This is a genomic window from Thalassolituus sp. UBA2590 (genome assembly GCF_002339775.1).
GTDB lineage: Bacteria > Pseudomonadota > Gammaproteobacteria > Pseudomonadales > Oceanobacteraceae > Thalassolituus.
On the sequence record NZ_DDKU01000009.1, the window covers coordinates 1 to 21,271 of the forward strand.

At 53.4% G+C, this 21,271-nt stretch carries 18 protein-coding genes and 1 tRNA gene; 7 read left to right on the plus strand and 12 right to left on the minus strand.

Translation table 11 applies throughout. From position 1 onward, the window contains the following. From B2067_RS00755 to B2067_RS00775, 5 genes are all read right to left on the minus strand, one after another. The coding region (locus tag B2067_RS00755; RefSeq protein WP_301387189.1) for an efflux RND transporter permease subunit at nt 1-2,135 on the minus strand (2,135 nt) is incomplete at its 3' end. Nucleotides 2,136-2,149: 14 nt separating this feature from the next. Then, complete coding sequence (locus tag B2067_RS00760) at nt 2,150-3,388, minus strand: efflux RND transporter periplasmic adaptor subunit (RefSeq protein WP_301378692.1); 1,239 nt, start codon at nt 3,386-3,388, stop codon at nt 2,150-2,152. 9 nt (nt 3,389-3,397) lie between these two features. Further along, the gene (locus B2067_RS00765) at nt 3,398-4,606 is read right to left on the minus strand and encodes a TolC family protein (protein WP_301387190.1); all 1,209 of its coding nucleotides are present in this window, start codon (nt 4,604-4,606) and stop codon (nt 3,398-3,400) included. Between the two features lie 76 nt (nt 4,607-4,682). Further along, nucleotides 4,683-5,639: a M56 family metallopeptidase gene (locus B2067_RS00770; RefSeq protein WP_301378689.1), complete on the minus strand. Its 957-nt coding sequence runs from the start codon at nt 5,637-5,639 to the stop codon at nt 4,683-4,685. Beyond that, nucleotides 5,636-6,019, minus strand: coding sequence for a BlaI/MecI/CopY family transcriptional regulator (locus B2067_RS00775; protein ID WP_286716653.1), 384 nt, complete (start codon nt 6,017-6,019; stop codon nt 5,636-5,638). The genes B2067_RS00770 and B2067_RS00775 overlap by 4 nt, the downstream gene beginning before the upstream one ends. Nucleotides 6,020-6,114: 95 nt before the next feature. Here B2067_RS00775 and B2067_RS00780 point away from each other — a divergent pair, with 95 nt between their 5' ends. Further along, nucleotides 6,115-7,422 carry an MFS transporter gene (locus B2067_RS00780; RefSeq protein WP_301378687.1) on the plus strand — a complete coding sequence of 436 codons (1,308 nt, stop codon included), beginning with the start codon at nt 6,115-6,117 and terminating at the stop codon, nt 7,420-7,422. A gap of 437 nt (nt 7,423-7,859) precedes the next feature. Here the strand turns inward: B2067_RS00780 and B2067_RS00785 are convergent. The 5 genes from B2067_RS00785 to rpsU form a co-directional block, all read right to left on the minus strand. Then, nucleotides 7,860-7,936 (minus strand) — tRNA-Ile (locus B2067_RS00785). A gap of 427 nt (nt 7,937-8,363) precedes the next feature. Beyond that, on the minus strand, nt 8,364-10,178 hold the full coding sequence (gene rpoD, locus B2067_RS00790; protein ID WP_297531114.1) for an RNA polymerase sigma factor RpoD: 1,815 nt from the start codon (nt 10,176-10,178) through the stop codon (nt 8,364-8,366). A gap of 188 nt (nt 10,179-10,366) precedes the next feature. Next, nucleotides 10,367-12,202 carry a DNA primase gene (dnaG, locus tag B2067_RS00795; RefSeq protein ID WP_301387191.1) on the minus strand — a complete coding sequence of 612 codons (1,836 nt, stop codon included), beginning with the start codon at nt 12,200-12,202 and terminating at the stop codon, nt 10,367-10,369. A 108-nt stretch (nt 12,203-12,310) separates the two neighbouring features. Then, nucleotides 12,311-12,751, minus strand: a complete 441-nt coding sequence (locus tag B2067_RS00800) for a GatB/YqeY domain-containing protein (RefSeq protein ID WP_068441602.1) — start codon at nt 12,749-12,751, stop codon at nt 12,311-12,313. A 29-nt stretch (nt 12,752-12,780) separates the two neighbouring features. Then, nucleotides 12,781-12,996, minus strand: coding sequence for a 30S ribosomal protein S21 (gene rpsU / locus B2067_RS00805; RefSeq protein WP_068441605.1), 216 nt, complete (start codon nt 12,994-12,996; stop codon nt 12,781-12,783). Between the two features lie 242 nt (nt 12,997-13,238). On the opposite strand from rpsU, the gene tsaD reads away from it, so the two are divergent. From tsaD to folK, 3 genes are read left to right on the plus strand one after another with little or no spacing between them, the layout of a single operon-like run. Next, a complete protein-coding gene (tsaD, locus tag B2067_RS00810) occupies nt 13,239-14,276 on the plus strand; it encodes a tRNA (adenosine(37)-N6)-threonylcarbamoyltransferase complex transferase subunit TsaD (RefSeq protein ID WP_297531118.1) in 1,038 nt (345 codons plus the stop codon). Nucleotides 14,277-14,286: 10 nt separating this feature from the next. Then, a complete protein-coding gene (folB, locus tag B2067_RS00815; RefSeq protein WP_068437521.1) occupies nt 14,287-14,640 on the plus strand; it encodes a dihydroneopterin aldolase in 354 nt (117 codons plus the stop codon). Next, nucleotides 14,640-15,167, plus strand: coding sequence for a 2-amino-4-hydroxy-6-hydroxymethyldihydropteridine diphosphokinase (gene folK / locus B2067_RS00820; protein ID WP_068441611.1), 528 nt, complete (start codon nt 14,640-14,642; stop codon nt 15,165-15,167). The genes folB and folK overlap by 1 nt, the downstream gene beginning before the upstream one ends. On the opposite strand, the gene B2067_RS00825 is transcribed toward folK, so the two are convergent. Continuing rightward, nucleotides 15,136-16,365, minus strand: a complete 1,230-nt coding sequence (locus B2067_RS00825; protein WP_068441614.1) for a multifunctional CCA addition/repair protein — start codon at nt 16,363-16,365, stop codon at nt 15,136-15,138. The two genes, folK and B2067_RS00825, sit on opposite strands and share 32 nt — an antisense overlap. A 69-nt stretch (nt 16,366-16,434) precedes the next feature. Beyond that, nucleotides 16,435-18,048 (minus strand): conjugal transfer protein TraF, encoded by a 1,614-nt coding sequence (gene traF / locus B2067_RS00830; RefSeq protein ID WP_068441617.1) that lies wholly within the window; start codon nt 18,046-18,048, stop codon nt 16,435-16,437. A 368-nt stretch (nt 18,049-18,416) separates the two neighbouring features. Here traF and B2067_RS00835 point away from each other — a divergent pair, with 368 nt between their 5' ends. From B2067_RS00835 to B2067_RS00845, 3 genes are all read left to right on the plus strand, one after another. Next, a complete protein-coding gene (locus tag B2067_RS00835) occupies nt 18,417-19,361 on the plus strand; it encodes a DMT family transporter (RefSeq protein ID WP_068441618.1) in 945 nt (314 codons plus the stop codon). A gap of 88 nt (nt 19,362-19,449) precedes the next feature. Then, the gene (locus tag B2067_RS00840; protein WP_068441647.1) at nt 19,450-20,055 is read left to right on the plus strand and encodes an LPP20 family lipoprotein; all 606 of its coding nucleotides are present in this window, start codon (nt 19,450-19,452) and stop codon (nt 20,053-20,055) included. 11 nt (nt 20,056-20,066) lie between these two features. Then, on the plus strand, nt 20,067-21,254 hold the full coding sequence (locus B2067_RS00845) for a flagellar assembly protein FlgT (RefSeq protein WP_068441623.1): 1,188 nt from the start codon (nt 20,067-20,069) through the stop codon (nt 21,252-21,254). Nucleotides 21,255-21,271: the final 17 nt, after the last annotated feature.

Below are 21,271 nucleotides of genomic sequence, written 5' to 3' on the forward strand. Positions count from 1 at the left end.
ATGTCCACCGCTCCATCGACACCAGCAACAATTTTCTCAAGCGACGCGCCAAGGCCAGTTAACACATCCAGATCGTCACCGAAAATCTTGATAGCAACTTCGGCGCGTACACCAGCGAGTAATTCGTTAAAGCGCATCTGAATGGGCTGTAAAAACTCATAACGATTACCAGGGATTTCACTGACTAGGGCTTCCAGTTCGGCGATCACCTGCTGCTTGGGCTTATTCGGATCTGGCCACTGGTCACGTGGTTTCAGAATAATAAAGTTATCGGCCACACTCGGCGGCACAGCATCGGTGGCGACGTCAGCGGTACCGATTTTGGCAAATACCCGCTCAACTTCCGGCAGGGCTTTGATGCGTTCTTCCAGTGTTTCCTGCAGGGCAATGGCCTGACTGAGAGACGTACCTGGGATGCGCAGTGCATGCATGGCAATATCACCTTCATCCAGATTCGGGGCAAACTCGCTGCCTAACCTGGTGGCTTGCCAGATGCTCAGTAAAACCAGCACTGCCGCCAGCCCAATGATGGGCGCTCTAGCTTGCAGGGCCAGCGCCAATAATGGCTGATACATGCGCATGAGTGCCGACACCAGAGGGTTGCGCTTTTCCGTAACCGGACCTTTGAACAGCAAGGCCACTGCAGCTGGAACAAAGGTGACTGACAGCAGAATCGCACTCAGCAGAGCAATCACAACGGTGATGGCCATCGGGTGGAACATTTTGCCTTCGACCCCTTCGAGGGCGAAAATCGGTGCGTACACGGCGGTGATAATAAATACACCAAATAATGCCGGGCGGATGACTTCCCGAGTGGCTTCAAACACCAGTTGCAGACGTTCTTTTAATGCAAGCGGACCTGTCTGCTGGCTCAGACGACGCAGGCAGTTTTCGACAATGATGATGGCACCATCGACCAGCAGACCAAAATCAAGCGCGCCCAGACTCATCAGGTTGGCGCTGACGCGAGTCTGTACCATACCGGTAAAGGTCATCAGCATTGCCAGAGGAATAACCAGCGCGGTAAGGATGGCCGCGCGGATATTGCCCAGCATCAGGAACAAAATAACAATCACCAGCAAAGCACCTTCCACCAGATTGGTGGTGACGGTACTCAGGGTTTTCTCTACCAGTCCGGTGCGGTCGTAGGCAGCCGTTGCCACAATGCCTTCAGGCAGAGACGCATTAATCTCGGCCAGTTTTTTACCGACATTACTTGCCACTGTGCGGCTGTTTTCACCAACCAGCATAAACACCGTACTCATCACCACTTCCCGGCCATTCTGGGTCGCGGCGCCGGTGCGCAGGCCGTGGCCAATGCTCACCTCGGCCACGTCGCTGATATGCACCGTTTTTCCATTGTCAGAGGTAATGGTAATTGCCGCTATATCGTCGGCCTGCATTGCCTGCCCCGGAATCCGCATCAGCCATTGCGCACCATTTCGCTCAACAAATCCGGCGCCACGGTTTTCATTGTTGGCGCGGATAGCGGCCACAATATCGGCACTGCTGATACCAGCAGCCAGCATGCGTTGCGGTTGCATCTGCACCACGACTTCCCGCTCGTAGCCACCGATGGGGTTTACTTCCACCACGCCCGGCACCTGCATCAGCTGCGGGCGGATAATCCAGTCGTGCACACTGCGCAGATCCATGGGTGTGACGGCAGACCCATCGGCATTTACCGCGCCAGGCTCGGCATCCACGGTGAACATAAAGATTTCACCCAGACCAGTAGCGATAGGGCCCATTTCTGGCTGTAAGCCACCAGGCAGACGACTACTGGCAGATGCCATGCGTTCGCCGACCAATTGGCGGGCGAAATAAATATCGGTGTCATCGCTGAAAATAGCGATCACCTGCGACAGGCCGTAGCGCGATACCGAACGGGTGTATTCCAGCCCAGGTAATCCGGCCAGTGCGGTTTCCAGCGGATAAGTAATACGCTGCTCTACTTCCAGTGGAGTAAAGCCGGGCGCTTCGGTATTGATCATCACCTGCACATTAGTGATGTCGGGCACGGCATCAATCGGCAGCCGGTTAAAGTTCCATAGACCCAGAAGGGCAACGATGGCGACAACGACCATCACCAGATTCCGCCGGGCAATGGCCAGTTTTATCAGTAAATCCAACATGGCGATTTCCCGTATCAGTGGTCGTGTGACGCGCCGGACTTCTCGATGTCGGCTTTGATGATGTAACTGTTTTCGCTGACGTATTCTGTGCCGGGTTCAAGACCACCGAGCACTTCAACCCACTCACCGGCGGCCTGGCCAAGCTCCAGCATGCGCACTTCGTATTCGTCGCCGACTTTGGCGTAGACCACTGTAAAGTCGCGAAACGCCTGTAAGCCAGAGCGTTTGACGGCCAGAGCTACGTCACGGGTTTCGGTTTCAATGCGGGCATTGATTTTCATTCCGGCCGCCAACAAACCTTCGGCGTTATCAAGGGTGGCCAGCCATAGACGTGACTGATCGGACTGAACAGAGGGGTACGCATGTTTAAGCACAGTCTGAGCCTGCAATTCTGTGCCGGGTACCTTGATGGTGACGGGGGCTCCGGCGTTTACACGACTCCAGTCTTTCGGGTACACGGCAAGTTCAGCCTGCAATGTACGGTTGTCTTGCAGTGTCAGCAGAGTACGTCCTGCACTTTGTTCTCCGGCAGCGGCATAAATCCGGCTGACAATGCCAGAGGCTGGTGCGCGTACGCTGTAGCTTTTCAGGCTCTCGTTGCTGTCGATGGTGAGCAATTCGCTGCCGGCCTCAACCATCTGTCCCTCGCGCACATGTACGGTGCGGATTTCGCCATCAAAACGCGCGCTGATATTGCGTTCACTACCCGGCACTGACGTCAGATTTCCCCAGACGGGGGTCTGAATATGCAGAGTGGCAGGCCCCGCGACTTCGGTGGTAATTCCCATGGCATCGGCAATCGGCGCGGCAATATTCGTACGTCCCTCAAAGTTGTCGTAACGCCACTGGTATTGCTGGCCAGCATGCTGAACCTGAATATCGACAATAAAAGAATGAGGCTCGTAAATTTCCATGTCGCCACGCAGGTAATCGCCTTCAGCGCGGAAACCGATATTATCGACAACGTCGCCAAGACGAATAAGACGTACGCTCAGCTGCACATCCTGTGGTGCAATTGGCTGGCCGGATAATGTGGTCCAGACCCGGAACTCCGGCGGTACACCGGTTTCGAAAATAGCCAGCTCCAGAGCAAAATCACCATCGCGCAGCATGCGTCCGCGGTGAGGTCCTTTCTCCGGTTCCGCTTCGGCTGTTTCCGCCGACTGGGCATAAACCATTTGTGTTGGCAGAGCGCTGCCTGCGAATAACGGCAAAGCCAGTAACAGGTGCGAAAATATTTTACGGGGTGTCATAACTTAGCCTCAGAAATAAATGGTCTGGCCGGTCAGGCGCTGTAATTCAATCCACTGCTGATGCAGTGCTTCCGCTTCGTCTAGTAAACGCTTGCGGGCATTCAGCCATTGCTGGCGGGTGTTATCCCACTGCACATAATCCAGCTGCCCGTTTTCATAGGCTTTAAGCGCCTGCTGACGACCGTTATTGAGAGTCGGCAGAATGGTTTCTGTCAGGGTATTGATAACGTGCTGGCTGTGTTCCAGTTCCATCAGCAGTGTGCGGGTTTGGATGGTCAGTTGTTGCAAATGCGCCTGTGCTGAAAGTGTCTTCTGTTCTTCACGGACATTGACCGAGCGCTGAAGAGCGGCGTAGCGCTGATTCGCGCCCAGTGGAATGCTGAACTGGGCGACCAGGGCATAGTCATCTGTATTTTCGAAACGGCGCAGGCCTGCGCCAGCCGACCACGGGGTTGCCGCTTCTTCACTCGCGAGTTTTCCTTCCGCACTGAACAGTTCTGCTTCCGCTTTTATCTGGTTCAGTGACGGGGTTTCCTGCAATTTGTTCATGGCAGCTTCGGCTTTTGCCAACGGCAGAAATAGCAGCAGGTTTCCCGCGGCATAAAGCTGGGTTTCTGCCGCTCCCCACTGCGCAGACAATCGCAGTGACGCCGACTGCAGCCGGTGCCCGAATTCTTCCACTGCCAACTCCTGCTCTGTCAAACGGGTACGTGCCAGTATCAGGTCGGTATTTTGGGCGCGACCGGCATTCACACGGCGCTGAATGATCGCCAGAATTTCTTTTTCATCGGCTAACGCTTCCTGTGCCAGTTGCAGCCGCTCCTGATCGGCGAGTAACGAAATAAAGAGTGTTGAAGTATGTGCGGTTATATCGGCTAGCTGCACTCGCTGTTTCGCTGTCAGCAAGCGCTGCTGAGCGGCTGCGTGTTCTGTTCTGGCGCTGATCTGATCACCTTCTAACAGCCAGCGGGCACTCAAGGTCGTCTGCATGGCATCGGTACCTTCATACTGGTCAGTACCGAATGCATCTTCGACGCTCAGTTCCAGCTGAGCAGGTTGCCGGCTTCCAGCCGCTTCTATTTCAGCCTGTATGCCCTGCTGCCGATAAGACCAGATGGCAATCTGTGGATGCCCCTTTAACGCCCGCTCGACGACTTCAGACAGCCTCACTGTATTTTCGGCGTAAGCGCTTTCGTAGAAGGGTATGAACAGGGTCAAGCATATTAAAAACCGATTGATAATCGGTTTTTTGGATGCAGAAATAACGTGGTTAACAAGCTTCATTTCAGCTCCGTTAATGGACGAGGAAAATATCAAAAAAGTGGTGTAAAGCATCGGTGGCAGAAAGCACCGCTGTGGCTGTAAGCATAATAGCCAGTGGTAACAGGCTGAGTTTCAGAGCGGACGGACGAGATGGGGTAAGCAGCTCGCAGACCCGTTCGCGCAGCTGCTCTACAGCGACAAACGCTGCCTGATCTGGCTTGTTGAGGTGGTGGCGTAAGCGCGCGATTTTCACCAGCGTTTCTGCGATGTCGGCGGCTTCGGCGTTGCGGGTAACCCGGCGATCGGCGAGCTGCTCGGTCACTAATGTGAAGCAGTTCAGAATGGGGGTGCGAACAAAGCCTGGCAGTGGGCAAATAAACAGCATCAATAACCAGCGACTCAGGTTATCGAACTGGCGGATATGCGCCTGCTCATGAGCAATGATGATTGCCTGCTGGTCTGGCGTTGTTTGATTGAGCAAACCTTGCGACAGGTAAATATCAGCGCGGAAATATCCGGCTGCCATGGCGACAACGTCGCGGGTCGGCAAAATGCGGATCGTGGAGCCGGAAGTCGCCACTGCCTGCTCACGCAGAAGTTTCAGTTGCTGCTTTACACGCCATTGCTGATACGCAAATTGCCCCATACGCAACGTCAGCCATAAACCGACCGCACTCAGAAACCAGCTGTGCCAGGCGCTGATCACAAACTCATCGGCATGGTGCCAGTGAATAAGTCCCAGAGCGCCATGCACTGTGTTGTGGTCGTCTGGTAAGGCGATTCCGCCCTCAACAAACAGCAACAGAGTCATTGTCCAGGGTAAAACGGCCCAGCTTAAAATGAGCCATTTTTGCTCCAACGGGTCAACACGGTTTTTTGCCCGGATAATCAGAGGAGCCGTTAATAACTGAAAGACAGCTGAGGCCAGTCCGAGCAATGCAGCCATACTCAGCAGGTTCAGAATAAACCCCCAGCTTCCGCTGATCATGGCTGCAGTTTGCTCTTGCGACGGTGATTCTGAATCATAGCCTCCAGGCGATCGAGCTCGTCGGCGCCCAGATCGGCAGACAAGGAAACAAATGCCGCCATCAGCGACTGGCTGTCATGGCTGACAAGGTCGCTGGTGATATTACGGATCAGCTGAGCGATCAGGTCTTCCCGATCAACCCGGGTGCGGTAGACAAAGGCATGTCCTTGTTTACTTCGGCTGAGCAGCTGCTTTTTGTATAAACGATCCAGTGTGCTCTGAATGGTGTTCAGGGAACTGCTGCGCCCGGCACTGAAGGCGGCATGGATCTGTTTGGCATCAGCTTCACCCGCTGACCAAAGATGGTTCAGAACCTGCTTTTCTAACTCACCGAGAATCATAGTCTTTCCAACGTTCAGGATGAGGCATACACTGCCACAGTAAAAACCGACCGGCAATCGGTTTTTGTCAGTCAACGTCAACCGCAGAGGTTTCCATGCTGAGCATTCTCCGTCACCGCGTGTACCGCCATTTGTTTGCGGCGCAGGTTATTTCGTTGCTGGGCACAGGCATGGCGACGGTTGCCCTGAGTCTGATGGCGTTTGAGCTGGCGGGAGGCAATGCAGGCACTGTGCTGGCAACGGCACTGACCATCAAAATGCTGGCCTATGTGTTTGTGTCACCGCTACTGGCGGCGTTGTTTCAGGGGCGCCCACGCAAGCCTGTGTTGGTGCTGCTGGATATTATCCGTGCGCTGACGGCGCTTTCGCTGCCGTTCCTCACCGAGGTCTGGCACATATATGTCGTTATTTTTGTTCTGCAAAGCAGTTCCTCCGGATTTACGCCGTTATTTCAGGCAACGATTCCTGATGTGCTGCCGGATGAGCGTGAATACACCAAGGCCTTGTCTTTATCCCGGCTGGCTTATGACATGGAAAGCCTGATCAGTCCCATGCTGGCGGCGGCATTGCTACTGATTACCTCCTGGCATGGATTATTTTTCGGCACCATGCTGGGATTCGTGGCATCTGCACTGCTGGTGCTTTCCGTTATCCTCCCGAAAGCCCAGGCTTCTGCGGCGAATACCTGGACAGATAGACTTACTAAAGGTGGTCGTATTTACCTGCTGACCCCGCGGTTGAGAGGGCTGTTGTTACTGAGCTTTACCACCGCCCTTGGGGGCGCCATGGTGTTCGTTAACACCGTGGTTCTGGTGCAGGGGAATTTTGCTCTGAGTGGCCAGCAAACCGCATTTGCCCTGGCCGCTTTCGGCTTTGGCTCCATGCTCACGGCACTGAAATTACCGACACTTTTGGAGAAAGTCACCGAGCGCAGAGTAATGCTTACAGGTCTTGGGTTGATGATTGTTGCACAATTATTCGGCACACTGATCACAGGTTATGTCACCTTACTGATAATCTGGTTCGTGCTGGGAGCGGGTTGCTCTCTGGTGCAGACCCCAACCAGCAAGGTGCTGGTTCGTTCAGCCAGTATCGCGGACCGGCCAGCGCTGTTCGCAGCACATTTTTCACTCTCCCACGCAGGCTGGATGATGGCCTATCCGTTCGCTGGCTGGCTATTAACCGTGCTGGATGTGAATTCGGCGTTTTTATTATTGGCCGGGCTTTCCGTTATCGGCTTGGCATTGGCGTCTAAACTTTGGCCGGTAAATGAAAATAGTGCGATATCGCACAGGCACGATGATCTTGAAGCTGGTCATGAGCATCTGGAGGCATTTGGCTATGGAGAGGAGCACGGCCACCTGTATGTTATAGATTCACTGCATTCGAAGTGGCCGAGGTAATTATCATAAATATTGTAAAGTTCAGGATCATACAATTTTTCAGGATCTCAGATTTATACCTGATGATGAAACCCTCCCAAAAAACTGGGCCTTCCCCGACCTTAACCGGCAGGCGTTCCTGCAGCAGGCGTTCCTGTGGGGACTAACGATGATGAGTAGAGGCACTTAGGAAGTAAAATGGTGTGCCTTCCCAGACTTGCGGCAGGGGCCTGTGGAGCTAAAGAGTTGAGTCGGATGCTAGCATCCTTAAGGGAGTCGAAGTAAAAATGGTGGGCCTTCCCAGACTTGAACTGGGGACCTGTGGAGCTAAAGAGTGGAGTCGGATGCTCGCATCCTCGGAGGTGTCGAAGTAAAAATGGTGGGCCTTCCCAGAGTTAACCGGCAGGCGCCCCTGTGGGGACTAACGATGATGAGCAGAGGGTATAAAGAAGTAAAAATGGTGGGCCTTCCCAGACTTGAACTGGGGACCTGCCGATTATGAGTCGGATGCTCTAACCAACTGAGCTAAAGGCCCATTTACTTCGCCTGCATCGCTTTGACTGCGTTGTTCCTCGATTATCTCAGTCATGTAGGCTCGCTACACTCCTTCGATAATCTGCGGTACGCCTTGTCAGCACTCGCAGGGCTCGTAAATACTTCGTCTGCATCGCTTTGACTGCGTTGTTCCGGCCCAAACCGGTACGTCTTGTCAGCACTTGCAGAGCGTGTCGGGGATAAGATCCCCTCCTACAAAGACAGCGGTATGTTAACCGCTTGGGGGTGTGATCCCCCACCTACATTGAGCTCGGTGCGGTGCTCATGTAGATCAGTCATCTGATATGACTAGCGCAGCATTATAAGCACCATTACTGATGAGTGCCAGTGCTTTGATTTTTCTGGAAATTTGAGCAAAAAATAACCCGGCATTGGCCGGGTTATTCTGATCGCAGAGTAGGTTTACCTTACTCGTCGATAAAGCTACGCAGGTGCTCTGAGCGAGTCGGGTGACGAAGCTTACGCAGTGCTTTAGCTTCGATCTGACGGATACGCTCACGGGTAACGTCGAACTGCTTACCGACTTCCTCAAGGGTGTGGTCAGTGTTCATGTCGATACCAAAGCGCATACGCAGTACTTTTGACTCACGAGCGGTCAGGCCAGACAGCACTGAACGGGTGGCTTCTGTGAGGCCGTCGTTGGTGGCTGTATCCAGTGGCGATGAAGACTGGGTGTCTTCAATGAAGTCACCGAGGTGTGAATCTTCATCGTCACCGATTGGCGTTTCCATGGAGATCGGCTCTTTAGCGATCTTCAGGACTTTACGGATTTTGTCTTCTGGCATTTCCATACGTTCTGCCAGTTCTTCAGGCGTCGGCTCACGGCCCATTTCCTGAAGCATCTGACGGGAAATACGGTTCAGTTTGTTGATGGTTTCAATCATGTGAACCGGAATACGTATGGTGCGTGCCTGGTCTGCAATCGAACGCGTAATCGCCTGACGAATCCACCAGGTGGCGTAGGTCGAGAACTTATAACCACGGCGGTATTCGAACTTATCTACGGCTTTCATCAGACCGATGTTGCCTTCCTGAATCAGATCAAGGAACTGCAGGCCACGGTTGGTGTACTTTTTAGCGATCGAGATAACCAGACGCAGGTTAGCTTCTACCATTTCTTTCTTAGCGCGGCGGGCACGTGCTTCACCGATAGAAACGCGACGGTTAACTTCTTTAATTTCCGGAATGCTCAGGCCGACGCTATCGGCGACAGCTTTGATCTTCTTCTGACAACGGAAGATTTCGAGCTTGTAGGTGTCGAGTTTGTCTGAATAAGGTTTGCCGGCTGCAATCAGCTCTTCAACCCATTCGTTGTTGACTTCGTTACCTGGGAATCCACCGATGAATTCTTTGCGGTTCATGCCGCTTTTGCGGGTCATAAGAACCATGATCTGACGTTCCTGAGCACGGATGGCATCCAGTGCTGCACGCGCATCGCTGACGAGTACGTCGAAGTGTTTAGGCGTCAGCTTGATCGGTGCGAACAGTTCAGCCAGAGCAGCAATCGCTTTTTCTGCTTGCTTGCTGGCACGGCCATGCTTCTCGATGGCTTTGTTTACAGCGATATTAGCGTCGTTGATTTCGGTGAAGCGGCGTACCACTTCAGCCATGTCGATGCCGCTGTCTTCTTCAGAATCATCGTCATCATCGCTGTCTTCTTTAGCTTCTTCTTTCTGAGCTGCAGATGGGCCAGGAGGGGTGATCTCACCGTCTGGTGTCGGGTCGATGAAACCACTGAAAATATCTCCAACGCGGTTCGGGTCTTCTTCGGCTTCTTGGAAGGCCGTCATGATGCGCTGTACCGCACCTGGGAAATACGCCAGTGCAGACATCACTTCGCGGATGCCTTCTTCGATGCGTTTGGCGATAACGATTTCGCCTTCACGGGTCAGAAGTTCAACGGTACCCATTTCACGCATGTACATGCGCACTGGGTCAGTTGTGCGGCCCACATCGGATTCAACAGATGCCAGAGCAGCGGCAGCTTCTTCGGCAGCAGCGTCGTCGGCTGTCTCAGACATGAACAGGGACTCGCCATCCGGGGCAACTTCTGACACAGGAATACCGATGTCATTAATCATACGGATGATATCTTCAACCTGATCCGGGTTTGCAATATCGTCTGGCAGGTGGTCATTCACCTGTGCATAGGTGAGGTAACCCTGCTCTTTACCTTTGGCGATAAGTTCTTTGAGACGGGATTGTTGCGTACTGGTCGACATAGAAGCCCTGTGTTCCGAATTTTAAGGCGGAAGAAAACCGCGAATTATACCGCTTAACCTCTGCTTAAGCCAGTGATTAGACGACTGTTTAGGCCAGACTTGGCAGAGATTGTTCCCCCGTGGCTGGCGGACCGGAGCGGGGTGACTGCGTAGTTGGTAAGTTTGGGTTGAAGCGGGTAATTTTCAAGTCAGTGACGATGATATATACCCGTGCGTTTGTGGTTTCTTTGTTTCCGCTGTTTCTTGAGTTCGTGCAGTTGAGATCGTTCTTCCGGGGTCAGCTTTTCGCCACGGTGAAATTTAGCCTCAAGTTCTTCAAGGGCGCGGTCGTCTTTGCGGGCCGTCATCCGTTCAAGCACCACTCTTACGTCGGCAGCAACCGGGCGTATCTGGTCGCTTTCCGGGTGATCTGCGAGCGCTTTCAGTTCAGGTTCGTAGGGGCTGCCTATCCATTGAATCAACAGACCAATGCTTTCCTGCTGTGGAGACTGGTGTAACCGCTTGAGGATTTCAAACAACAACCGCTCGTATTCAGTTTCGGCTTCGGTCTCGGGAATGCTCAGCTCCTGTGCCAGCCCTGGAAATCGCACCAGACTGGAAATCGCTCTGTGCACCATAGGCGCGAGAGGGTCTTCGGTATCTGGTGCATGACTTGGCGGAACCGGCTCAGTAATGATGTCTGGCATGGAGACGCCGTCGTCAATCTCGGGTTCTGGCTCCGGGGCGGTTTCATTCACCGCGGCCATCGCAGCGCTGCGTGTCCCTATCATGTCTTCAAGACGTTTTTCCATCAGGCTTCTCAGTGTGCCTTTTGGAAGTTTGCCGATCAGTGGCGCCGCCATTTTGTCGAGGCGGGCCTTGCCATCTAAAGTATCAAAATCGACTTGTTGCTTGAGCTGCTCGAACAGAAACTCAGGGAGGTGCAGAGACTCATTGAGACGTTTCTCAAAGCCATCCCGCCCTTCCTGCCTGACCAGGGTATCCGGGTCTTCACCATCGGGAAGGAACAGGAACCTTGCCTGGACGCCGTCGCTGAGAACGGGCAGGGCTGTTTCCATGGCACGCGCTGCAGCGGTGCGCCCCGCGTCGTCGCCGTCAAAACAGAAGATAACTTCAGGGACGATCTTAAACAGCCGGCGCAGGTGATGCTCGCTGGTAGCCGTGCCCAGTGTCGCGACGGCGTAGTGAATGCCGAACTCGGCCAATGCAACGACGTCCATATAGCCTTCAACGATCACGAAACGAGTCAGTTTCTGACGTATTTTTCGCGCTTCGTAGAGACCATAAAGTTCGCGGTTTTTCTGGAAGATCGGCGTTTCTGGAGAGTTCAGGTATTTCGGTTTTTCGTCACCTAATACGCGTCCACCAAAGGCAATGTAGCGTCCGCGGGCATCCCGGATCGGGAACATAATACGATCACGGAAGCGGTCGTACGTGCGACCGTCGTCTTTTTCAATCAGCATACCGCTGGTGACTAATTCACGTACCGCAGTTTTGTCTGTGCCCAGGGCTTCCTGCAGATTATCCCAGCCGGGTGGGGCATAGCCGATACCAAAAAACTTAGCAGCCTTACCTGAAAGACCACGGCCTTTCAGGTATTGAATGGCTCGGTCGCGCTTATCATGTTCGCGCAGCTGTCGCTCAAAAAACTGGCTGGCAGCTTCCATCCGCTTAAACAGTGACTGGTGTTCTTGCTCCTGCTGGACTTCCCGCTGGCTGGCAGCTTCACGGGGCACGGCCATGTTCATCTGGTCGGCGAGTTTTTCAACAGCATCTGGAAAACTCAGGCCATCGAATTCCATAACGAAACGCAAAGCTGTCCCGGAAGCACCACAGCCGAAGCAATAATAAAACTGCTTGTCTGGGCTGACCGTGAACGAGGGTGTGTTTTCGTTGTGGAAAGGGCAGCAGGCGGAGTAGTTCTTGCCGGTCTTTTTCAGCTTCACACGACTGTCGACCACGTCGATAACATCGACGCGGGCGAGAAGTTCATCAATAAAGCTCTGGGGTATCCGGCCGGCCATTCGGGTGTGTATCCGCAATCAGTCTCAAAGTTATTATCTTCAGAAACGCGAAAAGCGCCAGTAGCATGGGCTATTGGCGCTTTGCTGTATCAACGCGTGTGCGATGAATCAGAACTGGGACTTCACCATCTGGCTGACCTTGCCCATGTCGGCACGGCCCTGCACTTTGGGTTTGAGGATGCCCATCACTTTACCCATGTCCTGCATGCCTGCAGCACCGGACTGTGCAATTGCATCTGAGACCATCTGGGACAGCTCTTCATCACTGATCGCTTCTGGCAGAAATTCGCTGATAACATCGATTTCTGCCTGTTCAACAGCGGCCAGCTCGTCACGACCAGCATCCTGATACTGCTTGATGCTGTCGCGGCGTTGCTTACACATTTTGTCGAGAATCTGTAAAGCTCGTGCGTCATCAACTTCGATGCGCTCGTCGACTTCAACCTTTTTAAATTCTGCGGTGATCAGACGAAGTGCGCTGAGGCGCTCTTTTTCTTTCGCACGCATTGCTGCTTTCACAGCATCTTTAACGGTTGCGGTCAGGCTCATGTGTCAGTCCTCAACAGATGTCGCGTGTATCAGTACAGGCGAGTCATCTTGCGCTGTTCGCGCTGAACCTTCTTCAGGTGGCGCTTAACAGCAGCAGCGGCTTTACGCTTACGAACCCAGGTTGGCTTCTCGTAGTGCTCACGACGACGTACTTCAGACAGTACGCCTGCTTTTTCACATGAACGCTTGAAGCGACGCAGTGCAACGTCAAACGGCTCGTTTTCTTTAACTTTTACAGCTGGCATCCAATCACCTACATGTTTGTCAATTCGGTATAGTGGGGACACAGTAGTCCCAGTCAGAGGGCGGGCATTCTATAGACTTTGCCTGAGGAATGCAAAGGGGTTTTTACTGTCGATTCTGAGAGCGTCATGATGAGTGAGTGGCGCGCGAGTGGCGTGTGTTGTTAGGTAGCAGTATCATGCGCGGTTTAGGGTCGGAACAGGCAGTCTGCCTGAGCCTTCAGAGAGCGGAACAGAGGTTAGTTATGCTGGTATTGGGGTTAGAAACCTCCTGTGATGAGACCGGAGTCGCGTTGTATGACACCGAACGCGGGCTGTTGGCGCACAGAGTGTATTCACAGATCGCTGTCCATGCTGAGTACGGTGGTGTTGTTCCTGAACTCGCTTCCCGTGACCACGTAAGAAAAGGTCTGCCATTGATTCGTGAGGTCATGGAAGAGGCCGGGCATACCCTGCAGGATCTGGAAGGCATAGCGTACACCAGTGGACCGGGTCTGGTAGGTGCGCTGCTTGTCGGTGCCTGTCTGGGGCGTTCTCTGGCCTGGTCTCTGGGTATTCCAGCCGTAGGTGTTCATCATATGGAAGGTCACCTGCTCGCGCCCATGTTAGAAGACGACGTCCCCGAGTTTCCTTTTATTGCTCTGCTGGTTTCCGGTGGCCACACTCAGCTCGTTAAAGTAGAAGGGATTGGTGAGTACGAGTTGTTGGGTGAATCGCTCGATGACGCGGCCGGTGAAGCCTTTGATAAAGCCGCTAAGATGATGGGGCTGCCGTATCCGGGTGGACCGGCCCTGAGTAAGCTGGCCGATGAGGGTGATGCAGGCCGTTTCAGTTTTCCGCGCCCAATGACAGACCGCCCGGGTCTGGATTTCAGTTTCAGTGGCCTGAAAACCTTTACCCGTACGACCATCCTTAACTGCGCAGTTGATGGTGTTCTTGCTGAGCAGGATAAAAAAGACATCGCCGCGGGCTTTCAGGCCGCAGTGGTCGACACTCTGGCTATTAAGTGTAAGCGCGCAATGAAGCAGACCGGTGTGAATCGCCTGATTATCGCTGGCGGTGTTGGTGCAAACCGCATGTTGCGTGAACAGTTAAAGGTGACTGCTGAGCAGCTGAAAGGGCGCGTGTACTATCCACGGCCTGCACTCTGTACAGACAACGGCGCCATGATTGCGTACGCCGGTGCTCAGCGTCTGAATGCGGGGGAAGTATCGGATATCGCTGTGTCGTGTGTCCCGCGTTGGCCAATGACAGAACTTAAACCTCTGGCGTCAGGTAATTAAGGAGCTGGTTATGGATAAAGTCTTTATCAGCGAATTAAAGGTCGACGCTGTGATTGGTGTGTACGACTGGGAAAAACAGGTACGTCAGCCATTGGTATTTGATCTTGAGATGGCCTGGGATATTCGGGTGGCTGCTCAGACCGATGATTTAATGCACGCGCTGGACTACCAGGCGGTGACAGAATATATCGAACGCTTTGTACGAGAGCAGCACTTTCAGTTATTGGAATCCTTGCTTGAACGTCTGGCCGATGGTTTGCTGCAGGAATTTGGCATGCCGTGGTTAAGTATTCGTGTAGAGAAGCCTGCGGTGGTGCCACAGGCACGTGCTGTGGGGCTGGTTATCGAGCGTGGTATCAGCTGATGGCGCATGTGTTTTTAGGGGTTGGAGCTAACCTGTCGCCCGAGCAGAATATTCCCCTGGGCCTGAAGCGTCTGGCCGATGACGTTAATATCGTTGCTGTCTCTCCCTGCTATCGTTCTGAGGCTGTCGGCTTCAGTGGCCCGGCTTTTATTAATCTGGTGGTAGAAGCGCATACCGATTGTACGGTGGCGGAATTAAATACCCGATTAAAAGCCATTGAAACAGAATTCGGACGACAGCCCGACGCCAAGAAATATTCAGACCGTGCATTGGATATCGATATTTTGGTGGTAGACGAGCTGAGTGGCGATATCGATGGTATATCGCTTCCGCGCATTGATGTCTGGCGTTACGCGTTTGTACTGCGCCCATTATTGGATTTATGGCCAACCGGACTCTGCCCGAAAAATAAGACACCACTAAAAGATTACTGGTCACACGTGAGTGATCAGCCACTCGAAAAAGTGGTTGTTGAGGGAGCGACGCTGGCTGACGTTAAATCGACAGAGTCGACTTCCAGCCTTTAAGGTGGTCTGCACGAGCTTTGGCCAGAGCCGGACGAATTTCCGCCCCTTGTATGCCCGTCGCAATAATATCCTGCGCCGTTATTGTCAGGGCTTCTTTGAGAGCATTACGGCAATATTCTGCTTGCGGGTAATCGCACTCTTCCAGCCCGGTTCTGCCGCGCGCGTCAGCAATACAGACCAATAAAAAATCCTCAAATCGTTCGGGCCGACGCCAGGCATCGACCTGATCGAATAATTTCAGCAGAGTGTCTGGTCGCAACTCGAAGGCGCGGTGAACATGCGTATGAAACTCGCTGCTTAGCAGTGCCAATGTTTTAGCGTCGTTCGGAGCTTTCAGGCGATTGCAGAGTTGCTTGACGGGCGACAGTCCTTTTTTCTCATGTCCAAAATGGCGCGGCCATTCGCTTTCTGGTGTGCGGCCTTTACCCAGGTCATGAATCAGCGCAGCCCAGCGCACAGCCGTCGAGTCGCTGAGTTTCTGTGCGGCTTGTAAGCAGAGTAGCGCATGCTCACCGGTATCAATTTCCGGATGATGCTTCTCAGGTTGGGGAACCCCAAAAAGAGCATCGAGCTCTTCAAACCATACCTTCAGTGCACCGCATTCGCGCAGTACACGGAAATATGTATCAGGGCTGTTTTCGCCCAGTGATCGCTGAGTTTCAGTCCAGACCCGTTCAGCCACCAGATGATCAAGTTCGTTGCCAACGACCATTTGCTTCATCAGGTCCATGGTTTCGTCGGCAATACGAAAGCCCAGACCAGCGAAGCGAGCCGCAAAGCGTGCGACACGTAGTACGCGTAGAGGGTCTTCCTGAAAGGCAGGAGAAACATGACGCAGTATCCGGTTCTGCAGGTCTGTCTGGCCGTTATAAGGGTCGATGATTTTGCCGTCGCTGTCCTGGGCCATGGCATTGATGGTCAGGTCGCGGCGCAGTAAGTCTTCTTCGAGTGTCACCGCGGATGAAAAGTCACAGACAAAACCCTGATAACCTTTTCCGCTTTTCCGTTCAGTGCGTGCGAGTGCGTATTCTTCTTTCGTATCAGGATGCAGAAATACCGGAAAATCGGCGCCAACCTGTTCGTAACCCTTGCTGATCATTTCTTCGGGTGTTGCACCAACCACCACCCAGTCGTTGTCTTTTACCGGGCGATTGAGAAGATGATCGCGGACTGCGCCGCCAACAAGATAGGTCTGCATAAGGTACTCAGAAAATAAAAAAGGCCATCGGATAGGATGGCCTTTGAGTGTACCGGGATGTCGCTGGCGTTAGAAGTAGAAACCAGTTTCCAGAGCCAGGCCCAGTTCTTTTTCTGGATCAGAAATATCCATCATTGCTGCCAGGTCAAAGTGAACACCGAAAGGTGATACACCCGCGCCCAGTGAAACAACATTGCTTTCACCGGCGAGGTTAGTTCGTAAACCGGCACGCAGTTGAGCCCAGCCCGCCAGATCGACTTCGCCACCGACTGACAGGTACTGTGTTGGATCTTCAAATGCCAGAGCTTCGTTCTCAGTCAGGTCGAGGTCTGCGGCAAGGTTGTACCAGTCACGGGTATAGGCAACACCGGCGCGCAGTTTCGGTTTCAGGCTTACTTTACCACCGGCGGCGACTTCGCCGTCCGCATCGCCATCTACAGCAACTTCAGCGTATTCGAAATCTTTGCTGATCAGATCCTGAATAACGATGCCGACACGCAGGCGTTCCTGTGGATCAACGTAGAAGGAGGTACCGATATCCAGGTTGATGTGGTTAGAAGTGCGCTCAGAATCTTCGAGTTCAACGTCAGGTGCGTTGTCTTCTTCGTCCACCTGACCAACGTAGTGGTAAGTTGCTACCTGTTGCAGCTTAGGTGTAATACCAATGGCCACAGGCTTGTCGGCGATCACAAACTCACGAGACAGGCTAAGGCCCACTTCGGCAATGCCGATGGCAACGATCTGATACTGTGAATCAAATGATGGGTCGGATGCCGCATTCGAGATTTCACCGTTTTCAAAAATACTGATATTGCCGCCAGCAGTCTGAACTGGGTCGGAGGTATAGGTGTTTACCTCATCAACTGCACTCTTTGTGTTATTCAGATCTGCAGTAGTTGCGGTGCCGCCTTCAACCTGGTCGGCCAGGGTGTCAACACTGTCAGTAATGCCGTTGGAAGCATCGAGATAACCGGATGCAGCAGGCACATAGGCACCCAGCAGGTTGGCGTCATTGCCACTGAACAGAATGCGAGCTGAGGCGTTAACGTCGGCCTTAAAGCTGACAGCCGCTGCCAGTTTTTTACCCGGAATCGCGACCGCGCCACCAATACCCAGGCGCCCGCGTAGAGGGTCACCGGAGATAGTACGTAAGCTGTCGATCATGTCATCAGTGGCAGACTCAACTTCCTGAAGCTCGGTGTTCGTTGCCGAAATACTGTCACCAAACGCCTGATTGTCAGTGCGCAAGTCAGCGGCTTTTTGTGCATTGGTACGACCATCAACATCGTCCATCGAATCAATCTGAAGACCCAGCTGTTCTGCAGCAGCGGTCATATTTTCAACGGCTTTGTTAAAGTTCACCGGATCGCCGGCGCCGCGTTCTTCGAAGGCGGCGTCAATGCGTGGAATGATGTCATCATCGAGTCGGGTTGCTTCATCCTTGAGGCCTGCCTCGTCTGCCAGGTTGACCCCGATCTGCGGAAAAATCAGAGCAAAGTCATCGCTGCTTTCAGCCTGCGATAGCAGCGATGGGTTGTAGGCGGGAGCGTGCGCTAATTTAGCACTGGCAACACCGGTATTACCCATGGCCAGACCACGAGCATCCATCGGCATAAAAGGGGTGGCTGTGGCGTAGCTGCTGGCGAGCAGCACAGCACTGCCTAGAAGAGAGCGTTTTAACATGTGAGCATCCTCAGGAATACGTGAGTACGGATGCAATTAATACTAGATGCAATTTCAGAAATCGGTTGCGAATCGTAAAAGTCGTGCGTAATCTTTCGTAACAGCAATTTAATTTTTCGGAATCACTCTGTGTTTTCACAACTGACACATTTCTCAGCGAAGATGTTCGCGGCGCCAGCAGCGCTGCGAATGGTCGTGCGCGTGTGTCGTATTGCCCGTTGTGACAATAGTGGGGCCGGAGAATGATTGACTGTTAATGGATTATTCTCAAAGGGCCGCACTTGATGCGGCCTTTTTTGTTTCTGGTCGCTGTGTTGCCAAAACACACCCAGGGTTCATGGTAGAGCCCGGTAGGCTATAGGTGACTTATGAAAATTATAGTGGCGTATCTTCTGGTGGTACTGATCTGGTCCACCACGCCAGTGGCAATTCAATTCAGCCAGAACGGGCTCGATTTTTTTACGGCCGTCAGTCTGCGTATGTGGGTCAGTGCCTTACTGTCCCTGCCTCTGGTCTGGTTGATGCGCCAGCGCCTCGTCTTCAATAAACAGGCATTGCAGAGTTATCTGGGCGGCAGTCTTGGGATCTATGGCGCGATGATGTCGGTGTACTGGGGGGCTGCACATATTCCATCGGGATTGATTTCAGTGATTTATGGGCTTTCCCCCATGCTGTCGGGTGCCTTGGCTTATGTTGTTCTGCGTGAGCGTGAACTCACCCCTGTACGTTCGTTTGCTCTGGTAATGGCGCTGGCGGGACTGGCGCTGGTGGTGTCGGCACGCATTTCTATGGACGGTCTGGCCTGGCGCGGCATTGTAGGCAGTGTGGTGTCGGTATTGTGTTTCGCTGGTAGCGCGGTCTGGGTGAAGCAGGTTGGAGCAGGGATTCATCCTATGGTTCAGACGAGCGGCACGCTTTGGGTGTCGGGGTTGCTGTATCTCTGTACGGTCCCCTTCTTCGGTGTGCATATTCCGCAAGAAAAGGATGTCATTTCTTTTGCTGCGCTGGGCTATCTGATTACCTGTGGTTCGCTGCTCGCCTTTGTACTCTACTTTTATATTCTGCGGCAGCTCCCGACTTCAAGAGTGACGCTGATCACGCTGGTTGCACCTGTCCTCGCTATTTTCTGGGGTTATCTGTTGCGGGGTGAACGCTTGCAGTGGGAGAGCTTTGCCGGTGCCGCCATACTGCTCGCATCGCTGGCTGTGTACCAATGGCATCGCTCACCGGACCGGTGGTTAAGAGCACTGGTCGCTGGTCGTTATCCTGCGGTTACAAAGTCAGTACAAAAAAGTGAGCGTCAATCGTCTTAACTTTTCTTCATATCGGCCGATAGCCGTCTTATAGCAAAACAAGTCAGGGGTGGATGGTGATCCACCTGCTGCTGGTATGGAGTCAGATATGAAGCTGAAATGTGTAACCGCAGGCGCCCTGGTGCTCTCTGCAGGATTGTTAACCGCCTGTGCCGGACCGGTTCTGGATCAGGGCAATGCCAGTGCACCACCTGAGCAATTCTTTAAGCCCGTCGAACAGGAAATTGACCCTGTTGCGCCTATGGTGCTCCGGGTTGTCGGCTACGGCGCTATTGATGACGCCGCTAAGCAGTCGTCGGTTCAGAAGCGCCTGATGGCCATTCGTGCGTCCAAAATGGATGCCTACAGGGCCATGGCCGAGCGGGTATACGGTACCTCGGTTCAGGGCAGCACTACCGTGCGCGATATGGTCGTACAGAACGACAGGTTTCGCAGCTATGTAGAAACCTATATGCATGGTGCGCGGGTAGTTTCTACTGACCTGATGCCAGATGGCAGTGCAGAAACCGTACTTGAGATGATCATCGATCAGGGCTTCCGTAACTGCCTGCAGACGATGGACAACCAACGCTTTAACGTGGATTGCAGGGTGCCTCTTGGTGGGCGAGATGCTCAGCAGTTTGCTGCGAGCCAGCGTAACCGTGTTCAGGGCGAAGCCTCTGTGCCTGAAAGCGGCTTCTACTTCATCGAGTAAGGGATTTTGTTATGAAACGCTTCCGTTTATCTTCGTTACTTGTCGGACTGCTGGCACTCCCGTTTGGTTATATTCAGGCCGAAGTAGTGCAGGTGACTGGTCGTGCTCCGGTTGAAGGAGCACTGTCGTATGCACGAGAGCAGGCGATGGAAGATGCGCTGCATCAGGCCAGTTTACAGGCAGGCGCACAGATCAGCGGAATGCAGTTGATGGAGAAGGGCGTCGTCAGTGCAGACACTGTGCGCGTATCGACACGCTCGCAGGTCAGTGATGTTGAGATCCTGCGTGAAGACACAGTGAACGGCATGTACGAAGTTACGATTCGTGCTGACGTCGACGAAGCAGCCTTGTGTCCTGCCTCCGTACAGAGTTACCGGAAAGCCGTGGCCGTTGCAGGTTTCGGACTGGCGCAGCCACAGCAGGCTACTTTAGGGCGATTAGAAAATATTGAACAGGGCTTACCGCGCTGGCTTGCTGCGGAGCTCAATTCAGGTGGTGGCGTGCACGCGCTCGACGCAACCCGGATCAGCCTCTATCAGGATCCTCGGCGCGCGCCGTCAGCAGAAACCGCTCAGCAGCGTCTGACAACCTCTGTGGCGCTGGCGACGCAGCTTGGTGCTCAATATGTGGTGTCCGGTGTGATTCGTGACCTGGCGTTACATACACCACAGAAAAGCGGATTTGCCAGTCGGTTGATGGGGTTTCCTACTGCGCCGACTCGGGACTTTGTGATGGATGTGTTTGTTCATGACGGGCTCAGTGGCGCCATGTTGTTCCAGCGCTCATACCGCACAGAAGGCGAGTGGGAAGCGCCGCGAAATGAGAAAACCGGCTTTGCTACGCCGCAGTTCTGGGCGACGTCTTACGGCACTGAAGTGGCTGATATTCTCAAGCGAGCAGCCGGTGATGTTGACGAAATGTTGCGTTGCCAGCCTTTTATGGCCCGGATAGTCAGGGCTCGCGGCAATCGTCTGCACATAGAAGCAAGCGCTGCCGCTGGTTTACGGCCGGGGGATACATTAAAAGTGTATCGCACAGGAACTCTCTATAACCTGGATCTGGAGCCTCGTACTGAGCTGACTGACATGGCCGCCGAAGCCGTGGTTAAGCAGGTGCAGCCACAGTTTGTAATTGCTGAGCTGGGCGGCCCTGCAGAGCGCTTAGCGATTCAGCGTGATGATATGGTGATTGCCTGGTAGGTGATGGTCCCGGCTGT

Bases quoted from the DNA above. Each gene is read 5' to 3' on its own strand.
- folB (WP_068437521.1), top strand. From the start codon at position 14,287: ATGGATAAAGTCTTTATCAGCGAATTAAAGGTCGACGCTGTGATTGGT.
- traF (WP_068441617.1), bottom strand. From the start codon at position 18,048: ATGTTAAAACGCTCTCTTCTAGGCAGTGCTGTGCTGCTCGCCAGCAGC.
- B2067_RS00840 (WP_068441647.1), top strand. From the start codon at position 19,450: ATGAAGCTGAAATGTGTAACCGCAGGCGCCCTGGTGCTCTCTGCAGGA.
- B2067_RS00825 (WP_068441614.1), bottom strand. From the start codon at position 16,365: ATGCAGACCTATCTTGTTGGCGGCGCAGTCCGCGATCATCTTCTCAAT.
- B2067_RS00835 (WP_068441618.1), top strand. From the start codon at position 18,417: ATGAAAATTATAGTGGCGTATCTTCTGGTGGTACTGATCTGGTCCACC.
- tsaD (WP_297531118.1), top strand. From the start codon at position 13,239: ATGCTGGTATTGGGGTTAGAAACCTCCTGTGATGAGACCGGAGTCGCG.
- B2067_RS00775 (WP_286716653.1), bottom strand. From the start codon at position 6,019: ATGATTCTCGGTGAGTTAGAAAAGCAGGTTCTGAACCATCTTTGGTCA.
- rpoD (WP_297531114.1), bottom strand. From the start codon at position 10,178: ATGTCGACCAGTACGCAACAATCCCGTCTCAAAGAACTTATCGCCAAA.
- B2067_RS00845 (WP_068441623.1), top strand. From the start codon at position 20,067: ATGAAACGCTTCCGTTTATCTTCGTTACTTGTCGGACTGCTGGCACTC.
- B2067_RS00780 (WP_301378687.1), top strand. From the start codon at position 6,115: ATGCTGAGCATTCTCCGTCACCGCGTGTACCGCCATTTGTTTGCGGCG.
- dnaG (WP_301387191.1), bottom strand. From the start codon at position 12,202: ATGGCCGGCCGGATACCCCAGAGCTTTATTGATGAACTTCTCGCCCGC.
- B2067_RS00760 (WP_301378692.1), bottom strand. From the start codon at position 3,388: ATGACACCCCGTAAAATATTTTCGCACCTGTTACTGGCTTTGCCGTTA.
- B2067_RS00800 (WP_068441602.1), bottom strand. From the start codon at position 12,751: ATGAGCCTGACCGCAACCGTTAAAGATGCTGTGAAAGCAGCAATGCGT.
- folK (WP_068441611.1), top strand. From the start codon at position 14,640: ATGGCGCATGTGTTTTTAGGGGTTGGAGCTAACCTGTCGCCCGAGCAG.
- B2067_RS00770 (WP_301378689.1), bottom strand. From the start codon at position 5,639: ATGATCAGCGGAAGCTGGGGGTTTATTCTGAACCTGCTGAGTATGGCT.
- rpsU (WP_068441605.1), bottom strand. From the start codon at position 12,996: ATGCCAGCTGTAAAAGTTAAAGAAAACGAGCCGTTTGACGTTGCACTG.